The sequence below is a fragment of the Microcoleus harperi Pol14_C6 genome (assembly GCF_036701295.1).
Classification (GTDB): domain Bacteria; phylum Cyanobacteriota; class Cyanobacteriia; order Cyanobacteriales; family Microcoleaceae; genus Microcoleus.
In genome coordinates this window covers 219,437-238,659 of record NZ_JAUBQN010000005.1, presented here as the reverse complement: position 1 = coordinate 238,659, position 19,223 = coordinate 219,437, and the positions used below count along the sequence as shown (strand labels likewise).

15 protein-coding genes are annotated in these 19,223 nt (G+C 46.9%); 10 read left to right on the top strand and 5 right to left on the bottom strand.

The genetic code is table 11. From position 1 onward, the window contains the following. Window positions 1-6 precede the first annotated feature (6 nt). Window positions 7-1,515 (bottom strand): UbiD family decarboxylase, encoded by a 1,509-nt coding sequence (locus QUA27_RS06560; RefSeq protein WP_333067078.1) that lies wholly within the window; start codon window positions 1,513-1,515, stop codon window positions 7-9. A 334-nt stretch (window positions 1,516-1,849) separates the two neighbouring features. On the opposite strand from QUA27_RS06560, the gene pstS reads away from it, so the two are divergent. From pstS to hppD, 8 genes are all read left to right on the top strand, one after another. After that, window positions 1,850-2,878, top strand: coding sequence for a phosphate ABC transporter substrate-binding protein PstS (gene pstS, locus QUA27_RS06555; protein ID WP_333067077.1), 1,029 nt, complete (start codon window positions 1,850-1,852; stop codon window positions 2,876-2,878). Window positions 2,879-3,071: 193 nt separating this feature from the next. Continuing rightward, complete coding sequence (gene pstC / locus QUA27_RS06550; RefSeq protein ID WP_333067076.1) at window positions 3,072-4,073, top strand: phosphate ABC transporter permease subunit PstC; 1,002 nt, start codon at window positions 3,072-3,074, stop codon at window positions 4,071-4,073. Window positions 4,074-4,155: 82 nt separating this feature from the next. Beyond that, window positions 4,156-5,136: a phosphate ABC transporter permease PstA gene (pstA, locus tag QUA27_RS06545; RefSeq protein WP_333067075.1), complete on the top strand. Its 981-nt coding sequence runs from the start codon at window positions 4,156-4,158 to the stop codon at window positions 5,134-5,136. A gap of 56 nt (window positions 5,137-5,192) precedes the next feature. Then, window positions 5,193-6,044 carry a phosphate ABC transporter ATP-binding protein PstB gene (gene pstB, locus QUA27_RS06540; protein WP_333067074.1) on the top strand — a complete coding sequence of 284 codons (852 nt, stop codon included), beginning with the start codon at window positions 5,193-5,195 and terminating at the stop codon, window positions 6,042-6,044. 274 nt (window positions 6,045-6,318) lie between these two features. Further along, window positions 6,319-7,590 (top strand): APC family permease, encoded by a 1,272-nt coding sequence (locus QUA27_RS06535; protein WP_333067073.1) that lies wholly within the window; start codon window positions 6,319-6,321, stop codon window positions 7,588-7,590. Window positions 7,591-7,632: 42 nt separating this feature from the next. Next, entirely contained in the window at window positions 7,633-9,042 is a 1,410-nt protein-coding gene (locus QUA27_RS06530) for a PIN domain-containing protein (RefSeq protein ID WP_333067072.1), read from the top strand. Between the two features lie 83 nt (window positions 9,043-9,125). Next, window positions 9,126-9,833: an SDR family oxidoreductase gene (locus tag QUA27_RS06525; RefSeq protein ID WP_333067071.1), complete on the top strand. Its 708-nt coding sequence runs from the start codon at window positions 9,126-9,128 to the stop codon at window positions 9,831-9,833. A gap of 400 nt (window positions 9,834-10,233) precedes the next feature. Further along, the gene (gene hppD, locus QUA27_RS06520) at window positions 10,234-11,295 is read left to right on the top strand and encodes a 4-hydroxyphenylpyruvate dioxygenase (protein ID WP_333067070.1); all 1,062 of its coding nucleotides are present in this window, start codon (window positions 10,234-10,236) and stop codon (window positions 11,293-11,295) included. 20 nt (window positions 11,296-11,315) lie between these two features. Here the strand turns inward: hppD and QUA27_RS06515 are convergent, their stop codons facing one another. Continuing rightward, window positions 11,316-11,849, bottom strand: coding sequence for a GNAT family N-acetyltransferase (locus QUA27_RS06515; RefSeq protein WP_333067069.1), 534 nt, complete (start codon window positions 11,847-11,849; stop codon window positions 11,316-11,318). After that, window positions 11,830-13,959: a diguanylate cyclase domain-containing protein gene (locus QUA27_RS06510; protein WP_333067068.1), complete on the bottom strand. Its 2,130-nt coding sequence runs from the start codon at window positions 13,957-13,959 to the stop codon at window positions 11,830-11,832. Before QUA27_RS06510 ends, QUA27_RS06515 begins: the two co-directional genes overlap by 20 nt. Window positions 13,960-14,455: 496 nt before the next feature. On the opposite strand from QUA27_RS06510, the gene QUA27_RS06505 reads away from it, so the two are divergent. Next, the gene (locus QUA27_RS06505; RefSeq protein WP_333067067.1) at window positions 14,456-15,142 is read left to right on the top strand and encodes an HAD family hydrolase; all 687 of its coding nucleotides are present in this window, start codon (window positions 14,456-14,458) and stop codon (window positions 15,140-15,142) included. A 139-nt stretch (window positions 15,143-15,281) separates the two neighbouring features. Here the strand turns inward: QUA27_RS06505 and QUA27_RS06500 are convergent, their stop codons facing one another. Both QUA27_RS06500 and pgeF read right to left on the bottom strand, forming a co-directional pair. After that, window positions 15,282-15,893 carry a CPP1-like family protein gene (locus QUA27_RS06500; protein ID WP_333067066.1) on the bottom strand — a complete coding sequence of 204 codons (612 nt, stop codon included), beginning with the start codon at window positions 15,891-15,893 and terminating at the stop codon, window positions 15,282-15,284. Between the two features lie 244 nt (window positions 15,894-16,137). Then, window positions 16,138-17,016 (bottom strand): peptidoglycan editing factor PgeF, encoded by an 879-nt coding sequence (gene pgeF / locus QUA27_RS06495; RefSeq protein ID WP_333067065.1) that lies wholly within the window; start codon window positions 17,014-17,016, stop codon window positions 16,138-16,140. Between the two features lie 430 nt (window positions 17,017-17,446). Between pgeF and QUA27_RS06490 the strand changes: the two genes are divergently transcribed. Continuing rightward, window positions 17,447-19,222, top strand: coding sequence for a M23 family metallopeptidase (locus QUA27_RS06490; RefSeq protein ID WP_333067064.1), 1,776 nt, complete (start codon window positions 17,447-17,449; stop codon window positions 19,220-19,222). The last annotated feature ends 1 nt before the right edge of the window (window position 19,223 follow it).

Sequence of the window (19,223 nt, the reverse complement as noted above, 5' to 3'; positions counted from 1 at the left end):
CCTTCCCTACCTCATCTCATAACCAAACAAATTCGGATCGACTTCTCCCAAATTCAAATCAGCCAAACCATACTCAGCCCAACGCCTTTCTACCATCGCCACCACATCCGGATCTGACTCCAAAACTTGCCCCCATTCGTGATCGGTTTCCGGCGGCATCTTCGTAGTAGCATCAATCCCCATTCTGCCTCCCAAACCAATCTTTTCACTGGCAAAATCTAACGTATCAAAAGGCGTATTCGGCAAAATAAATACGTCTCGAACCGGGTCAACTTTAGAACTAATTGCCCAAACTACTTGACGCGGGTCGCGAATGTTGATACTTTTATCGACAACAATCACAAACTTAGTGTAAGTAAACTGCGGCAACGCGCTCCAAAATGCTAAAGCAGCCCTGCGCGCTTGACCGGGATATGCTTTATCAATCGAGATAATTGCGGCTTTATAACTCAGCGCTTCCATCGGTAAAAAGAAATCGACAATTTCCGATACTTGCTGCCGCAAAATAGGGGTATAAATACGGTTAAGCGCGATCGCCATCATGGCTTCTTCTTTCGGCGGCCGCCCGCTAAATGTGGTCAGATAAATCGGGTCTTTGCGGTGCGTCATGCACCCGAAGCGAATCAGCGGCGAATCTTCAACGCCGCCGTAATAACCCATGTGATCCCCGAAGGGCCCGTCGGGCAGAACTTCACCGGGGGTAATCGTTCCTTCTAACACGATTTCCGAGTCCGCCGGTACTTCCAAATCTACGGTTTTGCACTTCGCCAATTGCACGCCGGAACCGCCGTAAAGTCCGGCAAATAACCATTCCGATAAATCTACAGGAATTGGGGTTGCTGCGGCGAGAATAATCAGGGGATCGACTCCAAGGGCGATCGCAATTTCCAATTTTTTACCAGCCTGCGCCGCTTTCCGCAAGTGTCGCGCCCCGCCCCGCACCGATAACCAGTGTACAGTCATAGTATTTTTTGACTGCAACTGCAACCTATAAACGCCCACATTCGGCGTACCGGTTTCGCAATCTTTGGTAATGACCAAACCCAAGGTGATAATTTTGCCCGCATCTCCCGGATAGGGGCGAATCATCGGGATTTTGTTCAAATCCAGCCCTTCTCCCTCAATTACCACTTGCTGGCAAGCTGGGAAAAAGTCGCGGCCGGGTTTGGCTTTCACTACGTCAAACAGCACTTTGCCGAATTCTATGGCTTGGGAAATCTTTTTCGGGGGTTTCGGCTGTTGCAGCATTCCCAGTTTTTTGCCGAGCTCTTCTAGTTCGATCGGCTTTTCCATGTTCATCGCCCAGCAAACGCGCTGTTCCGTACCCAACAGGTTAATGGCGACGGGGAAATCTGCGCCTTTGACGTTTTCAAACAGCAATCCAGGGCCGCCTTTTTGCAGCATTTGGTTGGAAATTTCGGCAATTTCTAGGTCGGAATCGACTAAAGCGCTAATCCGGCGCAGTTGTCCCCGTTCTTCGAGCAGTTTTAGGAATCCCCGCAAGTCTCTTGCCATTGTTGTTAAAGAAATGTTAAGTGTCCCTACTATTATGCGGCGATCGGGGGATGGAGTGCGGGGTGGGGGGGATCGCCCGATCGCTAAATAAATTTCTCTTGTTATCCTTACTCTATGATTTGGTATTTCTCTGATTCATCAAAAATTGACATTAGCTAATTTTTATTGGCAATACTCTTAACCATAATTTAAACAAAGCTTATTCTATTATTATTTAATCTACTATTAACCAAAATGTAAAACAAGCTTATTCTAAGCTATCCCTTTATTGGCGGGTTTCAGTCTATCCTAGGTCGTAGATTTGCAAAGCCTGCTATTAAGGGAGAGGAGGAGTATGAATTTTTTCACTGCACGTTGGCGACGTGGTTTTATAGTGGCACTAGCAGTAGCAGCATTCTCGCTGACTTTGATTAGTTCTGCTGTAGCTGCTGTCACACTAAACGGTTCGGGAGCCACTTTCCCCAAACCTCTTTACGATCGCTACTTCTCTCAGATGAGAAGTGCAAATCAAATTACTGTAAATTACGAAGGAACCGGCAGCGGTGCTGGCATCAAAGCATTAATTTCAGGCACTGTTGATTTCGCAGGCAGCGACGCGCTGATGACGGCGGCGCAAATAGCCGAAGTAAAGCGCGGCGTCATGGCGGTTCCGACTGCTGGCGGCGCTGTTGCAGTTGTTTACAATTTGCCCGGAGTGACGAATCTGAGGCTAAATAACGATGCAATGAAAGGCATCTTTGAAGGCAAAATTACCCGCTGGAATGATGCTAAAATAGCCGGAATTTCTGGACAAGCTAAAAATTTGCCCAATACTCCAATTCGAGTAGCTGTGCGGGCAGACAGCAGCGGTACTACCTTTATTTTTGCTAACCACTTACAGGCGATCGGCAGCAGCGTCAAAGCAGCCGCTCAGCCGAGTTGGCCAGGAAGCCCTGTCAGCGGTCAAGGAAACCCCGGCGTAGCTGCTTTGGTGAAGAATACAGCGGGTGCGATCGGCTACGTTCAAGATACTTATGCTCGGCAAAACAATCTCCAAACAGCATTTCTTCAAAATAAAGCTGGTAGGTTTGTAGATCCTAGTTTGGCTGAAGCAGAGAAAGCTTTAGCAGGGGAAACATTCCCCGCAGACTTCCGCTTAGTAGAAGGAAATCCTAACGACGGTTATCCGATTGTTGGTTTGACTTGGCTGTTAATCTACAAACAGTATCCTGCAGCGAAAGCAGATGCTATTAAAAAGATGGTTAATTGGGTGATGACTACAGGTCAAGGTATCAACAAACAGCTAGAGTATACTACAATTCCTTCAGCTACAGCTCAAAAGGTGGTTCAAACTGTTAATCAGAGTGTGGTTGCCAGAGGTTAATTTGGGCGATCGCACGGGGTTATGAGTTGATGAGTTAAATGTAGGACTCAAAACTCATAAATTATCAGGTTAATGTGCGCTAGATTTACTGTGTAAGGTGCGCTGTGCGCACCCTACCAACCAGGTGCGCACCCATTAGAATTACTTGTTTCTTCAGCAAAAATTTCACTTTTTACGCAATAATAATTCCGGTATGACCAATCTTTCAAAAAAACTGAAAAAACAGACTCGGCAACCGGCAGAAATAAACGCAGAAGTAGATTTAACAGATACTACTGGTGAAGGTTTATGGATGGAGTCAGGATTTACAATATTTGTATGGGGTTTTGCCCTAGCGACAGCGGGTACGCTGTTTTGGATGAGTGCGATAATTTTTAAAGATGCTTGGCCAGCTATTAGCCATTTTGGACTCTCCTTCTTGTGGAATCCTAAGTGGGATATCGGCGAGTTGCAGTTTGGGGCTTTGCCGTTTATTTACGGTACTGTAATTAGTTCTGCGATCGGCATAATCATCGCACTTCCTTTAGGGCTGTCAGTAGCTATAGTTACGAGCGAGAACTTCTTACCCGCTTGGGTGCGATCGCCCTTGGGATTCATGGTTGAATTAATATCGGCTATTCCCAGCGTAATAGTGGGCCTTTGGGGAATCTTTGTTTTGATTCCTTTTTTGTTGCCTTTGCAGCAGTCATTGTTCGATAATTTCAGTTGGTTTCTCCTGTTCAGCAGCGAACCTTTAGGCCCCGGAATGCTGCCCGCTGGAATCCTTTTATCGATTATGATTCTGCCCACCGTAGCCGCCATCAGCCGCGATGTATTGATGTCAGTTCCAGTCGATTTGCGAAGTGCTTCGATGTCCCTCGGTGCGACCCGCTGGGAAACAATATTTAAGCTGTTACTACCAGCAGCTAGTTCAGGAATTATAGGCGCTACAATCTTGGCCTTGGGACGCGCTTTAGGCGAAACAATGGCCGTCACAATGGTGATTGGCAACTCGATTCAAATTAACAAATCCCTGCTATCCCCCAGCTACTCAATTCCTGCTGTTTTGGCAAGTCAATTTCGGGAAGCTCTCGAACCGCTGCACACCGGCGCTTTGATGTATTTAGCCCTAATTCTATTTGTCATCACTCTGCTGGTAAATGCGATCGCAGTATTGTTAGTTCAGCTAATTGGGACCAAGGGAGCTAAAACTTAACATCATCGAAACCAATTTTGTCACAAGCGGCGCCGCCGGATTTATCCGCTGGTTCAATCTAAAATTTCAAATCTAAAATCCCATGACTCAAGCCCAAAAATTAGACAGTATCCTGGATTCAGAAATCAACAACCCCCTGTCGCTAAGCCGAACTATTTTCAGCCTGGGAATGACAGTTATCGCTTTCGCTCTGACAGCTCTGGCCCTGCTCCCTTTGTTTGCTATTTTATACAAAATCCTGGGGGAAGGACTCACACATTTGAGCTGGGAAGTGCTAGTGTCCCTACCAGCACCCGTCGGAGTTGAAGACCAGCCCAACGGCTTTGCCAATGCGATTATTGGCACAATTTTAATGGTAGGAATTGCTACTTTAGTCAGCGTTCCCATAGGCGTAATGACGGGAATATTTTTGTCTGAGTTTGGTAGAGACAACAAAGCGCTGGCTAATAGCATTCGCTTTATCACGGTCATTCTCAGCAGCGTTCCCTCGATCGTAGTTGGCGTCTTTTCCTACGCCCTAATTGTCGTTACCACCAAAGCATTTTCAGCATTAGCAGGCGGTTTTGCCCTCGGCATCATCATGCTTCCAGTTGTTGCTCTGACAACAGAACAAGCATTAAAATTAGTGCCTACTTCTTACCGCCTCGCTTCTGCTGGTTTGGGAGGCGGACGCTTTCAAACGATATTTCGGGTGATTATTCCCTCAGCACTTCCAACCATTACCACAGGTGTTTTACTCGCTGCATCCCGGGCCGCCGGCGAAACCGCACCGCTGATTGTAACGGCTTTGTCGAGTCAATTTTGGCCTCCTTTAGTTGATAAATTGGGCGAGATAATGCAGTCCCCTATAGGTGCAGAAACCATTTCAAAACTCAAAGAAATTCCCGAAACACTGCTGACTCCGACTCCTTCTATGTCGGTATTAATATATAGCTACGCCAGCTCTCCTTACAAGGAGCAGAACGAATTGGCGTGGACTGCTGCCTCTGTCCTTTTGGGCATGGTTTTGATTGCTAGCGTCGCATCCCGTACAGTAACTCGGGAACGCTTGCAAAACCGATAAATCAATAACTAAAGTGCATCTCTCAGTCAAATATTAACAATCTAACCAGGCCAATAATGAAACCTAAAGCTAACTTGAAATCCGAAAACTATACAGCTCAATTCCTAGACGATGCCACCCCGGAAATAGACCCCAATGCAATGCCAGCACTGCGGGTTCAGGACTTGAGTTTTTATTACGGAACTCACAAAGTCTTAGAAAATTTATCGATGAATATCCCTCACCCGCAAATTACGGCGATTATTGGCCCTTCAGGTTGCGGGAAATCCACTTTTCTCAAAGCTCTCAACCGGATTGGTGAATTGGAGGGAAAGGTTCAAATTAAAGGAAGAGTAGAGTTTTTTGGACAGGATATTTACAGCCCGAAAGTAAACATTAATAGTTTGCGCCGCCAAATTGGGATGGTGTTTCAAAGACCAAATCCTTTTCCGCTGAGCATCTACGATAATATTGCTTACGGGGTGAGAATTTTTGGTCGCAAAAGCAAAGCAGAATTAGATGAAATTGTGGAATCTGCACTCAAAAGTGCGGCCCTTTGGAATGAAGTCAAAGACGATTTGAAGAAATCGGCTCAGGGAATTTCGGGGGGACAACAGCAGCGGCTTTGTATTGCTCGCGCTTTGGCTGTGAAGCCAAAAATTTTGCTAATGGATGAACCTTGTTCGGCTCTAGATCCGATTTCAACGATGAAGATTGAGGAGTTATTTCAGACTCTACGCCAGCAGTTAACTGTTGTGATTGTGACGCACAATATGCAGCAGGCAGCTCGCGTTTCTGATTACACTGCATTTTTTAATACTGATGAAAGTCGCATCGGCCGGCTGGTGGAATTTGGGCCGACAAGTAAGATTTTTACTTCTGCGGGCAATTCGAGTACGAGAGATTACATTCAAGGCCGTTTCGGTTAATACTAGGGTTCTTTGCTTTCTCTCAGTCGCTATATTCCGACAGGGGCTTAATTTCCTGTCTCGCAGTTAAAGTTCTCTTAGGAAAACTCTGAAATAGTAATAGTATTTGACTTACTGTTAACTCAGATTGGGCAACATTCTCAATAAGTATTGCCGTCCTCCTAGCTGGGCACTTGACCATTGAGCCGGGTATAAGCCCCTGCCGGAATTATTGCAAATATTACTAGATGTAACCTAATATCAGTATGGCACTGAACAGAAAACCGCTATATTTATGTCTTCACCGCTTCTTAAGCGAGAGTTAGGTGTTTTCGGCGCAACTCTCATGGGCCTGGGATCAATCCTCGGTACCGGAGTATTTGTGAGTATCGGCATTGCTGCGGAAGTTGCTGGGCCGGGAGTGATTTTGGCTGTAGGTATGGCGGCTTTAGTGGCTGTTTGCAATGGCCTTAGCAGCGCTCAATTAGCGGCAAATCATCCTGTTAGCGGCGGTACTTATGAATATGGCTACAAATATCTAAATCCTTGGCTGGGTTTCACTGCCGGCTGGATGTTTCTGTTGGCGAAAACGGCTTCTGCGGCTACTGCTGCTTTAGGTTTTGCGGGGTATTTTTTAAATGTAGTTGGTGTAGCCGATCGCACTTACCTGATCCTAACAGCTTTAGGATCCCTCGCCACCCTCACTTTAATTGTATTGACGGGAATTAGGCGATCGAATATTGCCAATACTGCCATAGTCTCCGTTACACTTCTATCCTTAGCGGTGTTTGTTGCTGTCGGTTTGCCAGAGGTAAGGTGGGAAATGCTCGCCCTACAGAATGATAGCTCGATCGGCTCCATCTTCCAGGCTACCGCCCTGATGTTTGTCGCTTATAGCGGTTACGCCCGCATCACCACAATGAGCGAGGAAGTGCGGGAACCGAGGGAAACCATTCCCAAAGCCATAATTTTCACTTTGGTGCTGACAATGCTGCTTTACGTGGGGGTAGCAGTAGTTGTCGCAGGTGTGGGGGGAGCCGATAAATTGTCTTTACAAATAGGCGGTACGACTGCACCCCTGGAAGTCATCGCCCGGAGTTTCCCAATTCCAGGAGTTTCTCAACTGCTAGCCGTCGGCGCCATTACCGCTATGTTGGGAGTCTTGCTGAACTTAATTTTAGGGCTCTCGCGCATCTGGCTGGCGATGGGGCGGCGCTTGGATATGCCGAGAGTCTTGGCGCGGGTGAATCCTTCGGGGACAACTCCCTACGTGGCTGTGGTGGTTGTGGAAGTTACGATCGCACTTTTAATCCTCGTCGGCGATGTCAAAACCACTTGGTCATTTAGCGCTTTTAGCGTTTTGATATATTACGCTATCACCAACCTCGCCGCGCTGCAACTTTCCCCCGCCGAAAGGCTTTATCCGCAGTGGTTGGCTTGGGCGGGTTTGGGAAATTGTCTGTTTCTGGCTTTCTGGGTGGAGAGGGAAATTTGGCTGACAGGATTGGCATTAATTGCCGCCGGTTTAATTTGGCGGGCGATCGTCCGACTCCCGGCGACAAACTAGAATTGTGATAAATTGAAACAGCATCCCGCATTGTAGAGGGCCATGCCCGATCGAACCCCCTTGCTGGCGACTCAAGAATCTCTCGCATTCAGCGCCATCAGTCGCTATATAGCTCAAACCCTAATTACCATTCAGCAACAGCATCCCGAATGGATAACTGAAAAATACAGGAAAACCCCCTGGGCCAAACCTGATTTTCAGTCAGTTTTGATTGGAAAATTGACAAAAAGTTTCACAGTAGCCAGCGATACAGATTCCCTGCTGCTGACGGCGAACAAATACCTACAAATTCTGCTGGTTCCAGAATTCGTTAATTCACCTCAATTCAGCAAATTATGTGCCAAAATTCAGCAGCTAGCCCAATCTCAAACAGCACCACCTAAATCACAAAACTCAGTTTCGTCAAAGCCTCCCACTCCCACCACCCATCAAACAAATTCGCTTCCAATCGGCATTGCTATCTTGCTGCTAGATGTCGAAAACTTGCAACTCACCGTCGAAACCGAAAAATTCCTAGAGGGAATTTGCCACTATCCAATCCAAATCAAAGTTGCCTTTGCCAACTGGCGCAGCATGGGCAAAAAAGATGCCGAATTTCACCAGCGCGGCTATCAACTAATTCACGTCCCCCCCGGCAAAGACAGCGCCGACTTAAAAATGGCTACAGTCGGCGCCTCGATTTTTGTACATTATCCCACAGCCAAAGAGATTTTTGTCTGTTCGTCCGATCGCGCCCTCACTCACCTCAGCAATACACTGCAAGCCCACGGACTAACCGTATTTCAAGTCCGCAAACAAATAGATAAAATCATAGTTTTAAACAGCAAAACCGGACAAATGGAAACCCATTCGCTTGTAACCATACCGGAAATTACACCTTTGGAACAATTAGTTATTCAACTAAAAGAATTAATCAAAAAAGAGCAAAAACGCACCTCAACTCAGTGGATAAAAGTTTCTACTGTTTCAGCTTTATTTAGGGAAAATTACGGCTTAGTCCTCAATCAAGTTGTTGCCAATCATTCGCTAGGTACTAAAACCAGGGATATCTTTCTCAAATATCCCACCGATTTTGTCCTCCACAAACCATCAGAAACTTCTCAAACTTATGTCACTCTTTTTGAAGTAAGATTATCTCCCCCACCGCCAATACTTAGCCAAGAAATTCTCAATAACCACCAGACAGCACCTGCGACTTTGACAGATATTAATTCTCTGGAAGACTTGGAAAGAGCTCTTGTCAAAATAGTTGGTGACTTAACAGACAACTCTCCTGACAATTCTGTATTTCTCTCCAATGTAGGTAGCGAATTTCACCGACAATACGGCAAACAAATTACCCAAATAATTAAAGATTTTAATCTGGGTAGAAAATTTACTAAGTTTTTGCAATCCTGCGCTTCTCTCCAGCTAAAAAAAGCCGAAAAAGGCTGGCAAGTTTCCCTCCATTAATTAAAAATTAAAATATATCAACCTCCCCATTACTAGCAACTTGAGTTATCATACAATCGAGACGTAAAGAAATGTAAAGGGATATGCAGGACAAAGTTGTGGTTGTGGTGGGTGCAACTGGCGGCATCGGTTCAGCGGTGGCCCGCAAACTCGCTGATGCGGGTGCGAGGCTTGTGCTCGCGGCCAGATACAGCAGTAAATTAGACGCTTTAGCTAGCGAACTTTCGGCAACAGAGGTACTGTGCGTACCCACAGATATCACCGATTTGCCCCAAGTCGAGACGCTGATGCACAAAGCTGCGGGGCATTTCGGACAAATTGATGCCCTCGTAAACGCCGCTGGTGCCGGAATTCTCAAGCAGTGGAACAAGTTAGAACCCGCTGATTTAGATGCAATGCTTGACTTGAACTTGAAAGGCAGTTTTTACACGTCTCAAGCAGCGGCGAATGTGATGAAAGAGCGCAAATCCGGCCACATTTGCAATGTCATCGGGATTTTGGGCAAGCATTCGATGGCGATGGGAACGGCTTATTGCGCTTCAAAGTTTGGGGTAGTTGGTTTCAGCAAGTGCATGGCAGATGAACTGCGACGTTACGGCATTAAGTTTACGCTATTCTATTTTGGCGGGGTAGATTCTCCGTTTTGGGATAATGTGAGTTTGAAGGTAGACAGGTCAAAAATGCTGACTACCGACACTGCCGCCAATGCGATTATGTTTGCTCTTTCGGCTGACCCGCAAGCTGTGCCCATGGAGATTAATATTCAGCCGGAAAGTCATTTGTTCTTTTAGGTATTGAGGAGTGATTTAAAGGCAGAACGCAGCGGAAGCTGAAGGCAAGAAAAATTATGATATTTTTAGGTTTGAGAACTTGTACAGCAGTTAATTATGTATGGTGCATGGCCTCGCGCACCTTACCCCTATAAATAGCATATCAAACCATTTTTTGCCTTAGCCCTATTGGTGAAAGCCCAGCGGTCAAACCTAATTTATCGCAGACACGGGGTTTCTTTTAAGTGCTGACTTATTTCTACCTTGAGAGGGAGCTAGGATATTCAATCTTTAGGTTATTATTAATTGGGCGCACAATAAAAATTATGAAAAATATCCATTACTCAGTCTCTCCCTGGCAATTTCGCCTTGAAAATCAGCAGATTTTCCATTTTTCAGTTTCCATTTTCAATTATTGATTATGGAGTTCGATCGCATTCAATTTTACGTTGACAACGCTAAAGTATCCCGCGACTGGTTTGTCAGCCAGTTAGGCTTTCAATCAATAGCAGGTTATGCCAACAGCCACACTCACACTGAAGTTGTCAGCAGTGGCAATGTATGTTTTGTTTTATCTTCGCCCCTGACACCCGCTAGTCCCGCTGCTAGTTGGTTGAAGTTTCATCCTCCAGGGATTGCCGATGTGGGTTTTCGGGTAAAAAATATTGAATTAGCGGTAGCTAGAGCGACTGCTGAAGGCGCTAAAATCCTGGAACCGATTCAAGAAGACCTAAACGCCGGAGGGTATTTTAAGCGAGCAAAAATCGCGGGTTGGGGAGATTTAAGCCATACGCTCGTGGAGCGAATTGGCACCCATTCACTGCTATCGGCTTCGGATAAGCTGCAGTTGTTTACCCGGATTGACCACGTAGTGTTAAATGTTGAATCTGGGGATTTATCAAGTGCTGTTAGTTGGTATCAAAAAATATTAGGTTTTCAACCGCAACAAAATTTTGATATTCAGACTGAGAAATCGGCTTTGCGGAGCCAAGTTATGGTACACGCTGAAGGTGGGGTGCAATTCCCGATTAATGAACCGGCATCAGCTAATTCTCAAATTCAAGAGTTTTTGAGCGCAAATCGGGGGCCGGGAATTCAGCACATGGCTTTGCAAACTAATAATATTGTGGGTGTTGTTGCCGATTTGCGATCGTGCGGTTTGCCTTTTCTGCCGGTTCCTCCAACATACTACTCCGAATTGCAGGAGCGGCAAAACTATTTGCCTGCTGATTGGCAAGAAATTGCAGCTTGTCAAGTTTTAGCCGATTGGCAAGAAGATACTCCCGCAGCGATGCTGCTGCAAATCTTTACCCACCCAATTTTTGCAGAACCGACTTTCTTTTTCGAGATTATTGAACGCCGAGTTAGTTTAGTGAACGGCAAACAGGTGCAAGCTGGAGGTTTTGGGGCGGGGAATTTTCGAGCTTTGTTTGAGGCAATTGAACGCGAACAAATGAAGAGGGGAAGTTTGATCGATGATTGACAAAACTTCCAGTTTTTAAGTCATACAGACTTGTTAATCAGCACTGCGATATCTTTCCACCCGTAGGCAATTTCTTTGAGTTCAACTCCGGCTCTACTTGTTTGCTGTTCGTCTACTTTTTCACCTCCTAACAATTCATAAAATTTATAGGCTGAATTGTCTCCTAGTACCCAAACCAGCATAGAGTTCAAACTTAATTCTGCCAATTTTGTTGCAACTGTTCTCACGAGTTGCCGTCCAATTCCTTGACGCTGATATTCCTCCAAAATATAGATGGCAAATAATTCTCCTTTATATACATATTTGCCCGTCCGCTCGTCACCACCTGCCGCAAAACCCACAACTTGTCCCGAATCATTCTCAGCAACGCAGACAAATACACCAGTATTTTTGACGTTGGCCAGGATTTCTTGCCAGCGGCTTTCTGCTTTTTCATAGGACAGTTGCGCGAGGTAATCTGCTGGTACAATTTTTCGGTAAGCTGTCCGCCAAGTATCTAGATTCACCCGTGCGATTGCAGGTGTGTCAGCGATTTTAGCTTCTCTCACAATCATCAGAAATTACTCCTTTCGGGCCCTGAAATTCTCTTGTCAAGTCTAGGCAGACTATACGATCGCGCCCTTCTAGTTTAGCTCGATACAGAGCTCGATCGGCCTGTCCAATTAACTCCTCAATCGATAAACCAGCAGCAGGTACAGTAGTAGCGATACCCATACTAAGAGTTATAAACTTACTTACCTGGGAAGCAGCATGAAAAATTGCAGCAGCTTTCAAATCGCTGCGAATTGCTTCAGCTACCCGCTTTGCTCCTTGCACATCAGTTCGCGACAAAATTACCGCAAATTCTTCGCCGCCGTAGCGGGCGGCTAAATCTCCCGCCCGTTGAGCGTTGCTAGCTAAAATCTGGGCCACTTGTTTTAAACATTCGTCGCCTCCTTGATGCCCGTAATGATCGTTGTAAAGTTTGAAAAAATCGATATCGCACAAAATTAAAGACAGCGACTCTTGTTCTCGCTCCATCCACTGCCATTCTAACTCTAATTTTTTGTCAAAACAGCGGCGGTTGGGAATTTGAGTCAATCCGTCCACAGAAGCGAGCCGCTGCAATTCCATGTTAGCTGCTTGTAATTCTAATTTGGCTTGTTCTAAAGCTAAATTTTGCCGAGCTAATTCTTCACTTTGGCGTTTTTCTTGTTCGTACAAAAATCGGATTGAAACTTCAGCTTCTTGCAATTCTTGCTCCGCATATTTGCGCTTGACAAATTCCCCTAATTGAGAACTTACCACAGCTATGATCTGAAGTAAATCTTGATCGGGTGGCAGTTCTTCCCGGCAAAAAAAAGTCATTACTCCTACAACTTGGCTCCTAGCGTGAATGGGGAAACCGAATCCCGATCGCAGTCCCGCTTCCTGGGCCAAGCGCGATCGCACGAAATTGCGATCGCCGACAATATCAGTAATCCACTGCGCAGAACCGCTTCTGGAAACCGCTCCCGGCAAACCCTCACCCGGAGCAAAAGTAATCTGCTGGTGGTTTTCGGCAAACTCGCTAACTTCCTCCGCCGCCTGCCAAACAGCCACCCGCCGCAAACCAGGAGTTTCCTCGATCGGACAGCAAAGTGGCAGGCACAAAAGCGGCTGTTTTTCGCGTTTTATTTCCGCACCAAATCTGGTTTCTCTCTCCCCCTCTACGGGCGTCCAAAGTTCGCCAATATCCCAGCCAAAACTTTGGCAAATAGCTTGCAAAATTCTCGGAGTTGCGCTATTTAGAGAAGTGGATTCTGACAGAATATGAGTAACAGCATACTGTGCTTCTTGACAATTTTTTATGCGCTGTTGCTTGGTAATATCTTTGCCGATATAAACAAAATTTTGTATAACCTCGCTATCTGCATACTTGCTTCCTGTGCTTGTCTCGAAAGTAGAGCATGAAAACGCCACAATCAGCTTTAAACCTATTTTCGTTTGGCAAGCTACTTTTACTTGAGGCCAATATTCGCTTTTAAGTGCAGGAGGTAGCTGGCTGACTTTGCGTAACAATTCCTCCTCAGCCGTAATCATGGATATGGATTGGCCGATTAATTCCGATTCAGTATATCCAAATAATTGCTGTGCAGCTTGATTCACTTTTTTGATTTTTCCCGATTTTGCTGTTACTAACAAAACATCGCCTAGGGAATTAATAATTTTGTCAATATAATCGCCAGCCGCAGCTAAGTAATCGACTTTAATACTGTTTTCGTTGGCAGCCTGAACTATTTTTTGCTGAGCTGCAATGCTATCGGTCACATCTTCGCATAAAATAATCAATCTGTCAGCATTGGCTTCTCCATGATAACCAAAGATGTACAAATCTAGATACAAATAAGATCCGTCTTTGAGAACTCTGGTAATTGATTTTAACTGAAAGTCTTGCTCTCGTTGTTCAATAATACCTTCAAGGATTTCTTCAATTCCAATCAGTTCGGGAAAACTATCGCGCACGTCTTTTCCTTCGCCTACTTCCTCATGAATGTCGGCAAACTCTTGTACTTTCAAAGATATTTCTTGAATCTTAAGTTCTCGATCGACTGTGAGGTATTCAATCCTGCGTAAGGATAACAGCTTATAAAGAAGAATATTAATACTTCTTGGGCTGCTCTCTACAGTTAATATTGGAAGCATCTCGTTATTGTAGAGCATCAATCTCAAAAATTAGCAGGTAAAGTTAGTTGTTTTTTGGCTGCTATTTCTCATATAAATTTTTATACTGGCAGATGTCACCATCTGGTACCGCTGGCTAATTTATGCAAACAGTACACTTTAGATTCTCCAAGCAGTTTTTTGCTTATTTTAAAAATGAGGCAAAATATTAATTTTACCAACTTTTTTTTGAGAAAGCGCAGTCACAATCATCCTCTATTGAGGTTGAGATTTATGAACAATACGTAGCGGTTTGCACTATTTGTGCGGCATATTTTAATTTTAAATTCCGCGATATGGCTGAGAACCGCTAAAGTTAAAAAGTAGCACAGTTTAATTCAAATGTTTCCTTTAATTAGCACCATTCCTATAGACCTTACCTCCCCTGCGTATTTGTGTCAAATTTTGTAAAGAAAGCGTTACTTTAAGTGATATAGTATCGAAGAATTTGTATAAAAGCTGAAAAACACTCTGCTAAATGCTGAGACTTATTACCGACTTTGACGGCCCGATCATGGACGTGTCCGATCGCTACTACCGAGTTTACCAGTATTGTCTCGCCGAGACTAAGCGTTCGGACCAACCAGTGCGCGAACTCCCCAAAGCCGAGTTTTGGGACATGAAGCGCGCGCGGGTTCCCGAAACAGAAATTGGCATCCTCTCAGGATTAGATGCAGATCAAGCCCACGATTTTGCTCAGAAACGCCGTCAAACCGTCCACACCCTACCCTACATGGTTTACGATCGACCAGCGCCCGGCGCTCTGGAAACCCTCGAAAAGGTGCAGCGCGCTGGAGTAGACTTAGCCGTGATGACCATGCGCCGCGTTAGGGAACTAGATGAAGCCTTCAACCGCTGCAATTTAGGGCAATTTTTCCCAGAAAACCGCCGCTATTGCCTCCCCAACGATTACGTTAAAACCGGGGATGTCAAAGATAAGCCGCTGTTGATGGCAAAAGCTCTCGCCGAACTGCCGCCGACTTCTGACACTTGGATGGTTGGCGATACGGAGGCGGATATTATAGCAGCAAAAACGCACGGTGTCAAGGTAATTGGTGTTTTGTGCGGAATTCGCGATCGTACCCAACTAGAAATGCACCAACCGGATTTAATTGCCAACAATTTGAGCGAAGCAGTCGAGATTATTTTAGGTCGCAAAAATTAGTCATTAGTCATTAGTCATTAGTTATTAGTTATTAATTGTTAGCTGAGGTTATTTGTCGGAGGTCTTGATTCCACAGTTATTAGTGGTTGGCGGCTGACTAATAACTGCTGACTAATAACTGCTGACTAATGACTGCTGACTATCGCAGAAAACCGCTGACCAGCCACAGAATTAAAAACGTAAACAAAGCGATAAATTTCTCTGTTGTTATAAATGCCGGACTGACCAAAGAACCCAAAAATCCTCCCAGCAACAAGCCTATAACCAAGCCAGCCACAGTCAGCAGCACAGCCCGACCAAATTTTTGTTCCTTGCGATTAACAAAATAAAGACAAGAGCCGACCCCAAGAGCGAGAGTCAACTGTAGTAAACCATCATTAGCTGCCGGATAAATACTCAGTCCGCCTAACCCCACATACACCCCAGCCGGCCACAAAATGTCCGATTTACTAGGAGTATCGATTAGCCGCTGCAACCAAGCTGGGCTGCCACTAGGAGGAGAGGGAGTAAAGCTTGGAGGTGGCGGAGTCAGCCGTTCGGGAAAGCGAATGCGTTCGGGTACTTTAATTTTACCTTCCTGTCGCTGCCGCAGGCGATCCATGAGGATCGCGTCGTAAGCTGCTTCGATCAATTCCAAACGTTTCTTGTCACCGCTGTACTGCTCACCTAGGCGCGTGCGGGCCTCTTGCACTTCATCAAAGGAAGCATCTTCATCGACTTCAAGCAGTTGATAGGGAGTTGGCTCACTCATGGTAATAACCCGCTGAAGACTCTCGTTATAGACCGCTCTTAACAAGAGAGGAAAGCGGGGCGGGGGCTTGGGCCGCTTTCCCAAAAGTTTTGCTGCTAGTTTTTGGTGGTTTAAAACAGGAACCAGCAAACCTTACGAAAATAGAAACTAGAAGGCATTTGGCATTCGTAAATAAAAAATAATGAATCCAAAGATTTTTATTTTTATCTTGGCCGTCTAAAATTTTACCTTCTGCCAAATGCCCTCAGAAGGGACTTGTCCCGCAGGCACTCACAATTCCCGACCACTGGACTTTTTTAAGTCGATCGCGGCGGTAGGAAAAAAAGCGAGCCGAGTCAGAATAAGTACAGAAAGGAGCGATCGCCACTTGAGAAAGATCGATTCCCAACTGCTGCAATTGCAGAGCATTGCAGAGGCGAACATCCAAGCGTACTTTTCCCGGTTCTGGATCGGCTAAGACAGGCGTTTCCGGCAGTTGGTGCAAAAACTCTAGAATGCCGTCGGCTGTCGCACTAACGGCACTCTTAGGAGCAATGGTGGCTCCCAGTTCCGCTGCTACTTCCACAGATACCTGGTAAACCTCTCCAGCGATCGCCGGCCCCATAGCAATCTTCAGATTTTCTAGTTGACTGCCTTGTGCCACAAGTTGAGCGATCGCCTCTGGTAATATCTTAGCAGCAGTCCCGCGCCAACCCGCGTGAACTGCAGCAACCAGTCCCGTGCGATCGTCAGCAATCAGCACCGGCACGCAGTCAGCCGAGCAAACCCACAGCGCCTCCAATTCTCGATCGGCAACCAAGCCATCAGCCTCAGCATAGCTTGGAGCAGCGGTTTCCGGGGCCGGAGCCACAACCGGGGACAAATCACTCGTTTTGAGTACCGCATTGCCGTGTACCTGTTGGAGTCGGTAAACCTTAGCTCCCGGTTCGAGAACTGCCGTCAGATCGATCGGCCCCTGGGGCGAGAAATCGCGCGTAAAAAAGCCGTGAGACCAGCGAGAAAGCAAGCTGCAAGTCAGATAAGGCAAGCCTTCAGAACTCTGCCAGTCCCAACTGATACTGTCAGGTCCTCCGGCGCATTCAGACTCAGGAAAATTTGTCAAGCGATCGCCAGCTACAGTCATGAAACCTATCCTTACCCAAGCGCATCATTTAGCTTGTATTCTAAACAATCAAAAATTTTGTCCGCGAAGTTTAAAGGCAGGGCTAGCTTTTAGGAAAAAATCTCGATCAGTCGGCGGTTTTAGGACGACCGACTGCGCCGAAATTTTGCAGAACCCCAGAAATATAGGCAACTAATTAACATAGACGAACGCCAAAGCGCTATCATCAGTGTGGCCGTCACAGACTTCTAGGCAAGTGCCATCGGGATCGAAAAAACCGGATATCGATCGCGAGTGAATGCGTAAGGCATTTGAGCTTGTTCTATGTGCAAAAAAAATTGCCTCAAGCCCGGTAAAATCAGTTAGGCCTGTATATAAAGACAAGGATTGCCATACATTCGATCCTGACTTCGAGATCCTTGTGCCCCCTGTTGAGTTGGGAAAAAAAATCGTGAAACCAGTTCCAGACAAGCAAATAACAGCCCCTTTGAACACCAAACAGCAAAAAAAGAACCCTACAGGCGCCCGGACTCGATCGCGCCTTTTGTCCGATCGCTCACTGCTGGTGGGACTGGGTTGCCTTGCCAGTCTGGGACTGCTCAGCAAAGGCCTTGTTTGGGCTCAAGCCGAAACTCCGCCAGCAGAACAAGCCGTCCCCGGCGCAGCAGACCTCCAGCCATTATTTGAAGCTCCTCTCCCGCCCCCGGAACCCGAATACAGCCAAGGGTCGCCAGAACCATACCCTGAACCGCAGGCAGAAGTTCCACCGTCCGAGCCTTTTGATGCCGCACCGCCGTCCGAGCCGGAGTACGCCAGCGAACCACCTCCCACGGAATATTATCTGCCAGAGCCAGCGCTGATTCCCCTGCCAGAAGCGACGGCCCAGGAGCCGCCTTTTGAAGCGCCCGTTAACCCAGCCCACGCTGAAATCGACCAAACAGACTACAGTGTTGGCGCTACCACCGAGTACGAAGCGCCAACCAGAATAGAGTTTGCAGAACGATCGACCGGCTGCGAAGGAGTTGGCGGTTGTGCGCCTCCTCCTGTTTCCGAGCCGGTGACGGCAGATGCAGGAGAACCAAGCTACAGCCCGGAAACTCCGATCGCAGGCAACGGCTATATTGCAGCCCCTCCTCCTCGAAATCTGCCAGAAAGCCTTCCGGGCGATGTTCGGGAAACTGTGGCAGGAAATAGTAGCGGAAATCCTGTCAGTAAAATCGGTCAAGCCGTTCAACAAATAGGCAGCCAGGTTTGGGGGAGTTCCAACCCGCCGGAATCTGCTTACGCACCCCCGCGCTACTCGGCTAACCCTGGATACTCCGCAGACGCAGGATATTCCGCAGACACTGGATACTCTGCTAACATCGGCTACTCCGCAAACACTGGATACTCCGCAGACGCTGGGTATTATGCCGGATCTGCATCTTACGGCGGCGGCCCTCCAGCGCCCAGCATGGGACTCGGGCCTGTTCAAGTCGGTGCCGTTAGTGTCAGCAGCGGCAGCAATACCGGTTTTGCTTACTACAATCTCACGCCGCGTCCCGCAGGCCTCCCCGGAAATGGCAACACCAGCTTGCTGTTTCCGCTATCTATTGCTTCGGCAATTACTTCGCCGTTTGGGTGGCGGACTCATCCGGTTATGGGCTACGGCAGGTTTCACACCGGAACTGACTTGGGAGCCCCGATGGGAACGCCCGTACTGGCGGCCTATGCGGGTCAAGTGGCGATCGCCGATTGGTTGGGCGGCTACGGTTTGACTGTGGTTCTCAACCACAGCAAAAAGTCTCAGGAAACTCTCTACGGCCACCTTTCGGAACTGTTTGTGAAACCGGGAGAGTGGGTGAAACAGGGAGAGACTATCGGCCGCGTCGGCAGTACGGGAATGTCTACAGGGCCTCACCTCCACTTCGAGGTTCGCCAAATGACTGACCAGGGTTGGGTGGCGATCGATCCGGGCTCTCAGCTAGAATTCGCTCTGGCAAAAATGATCGGCAGTTTGGAAACCGCCAAAGTACCGCAAATGCCGAAAATGGTGGAAATACAAACCGCTAGCGGACTCAAGGATTTGGAAAACGATCTGCCCCAGCTTCCACCTCTGCCGCTGGGAATGGACATCGAAGTTCACAACCTCCAGCCGCCATTCCCCGAACTGTTAAAAGCTGACACTTCTAAGCCCAAAGATACTGAAGCCCTCAAACCCAAACCTCAGAAGCAAGCTAACAGGTAAA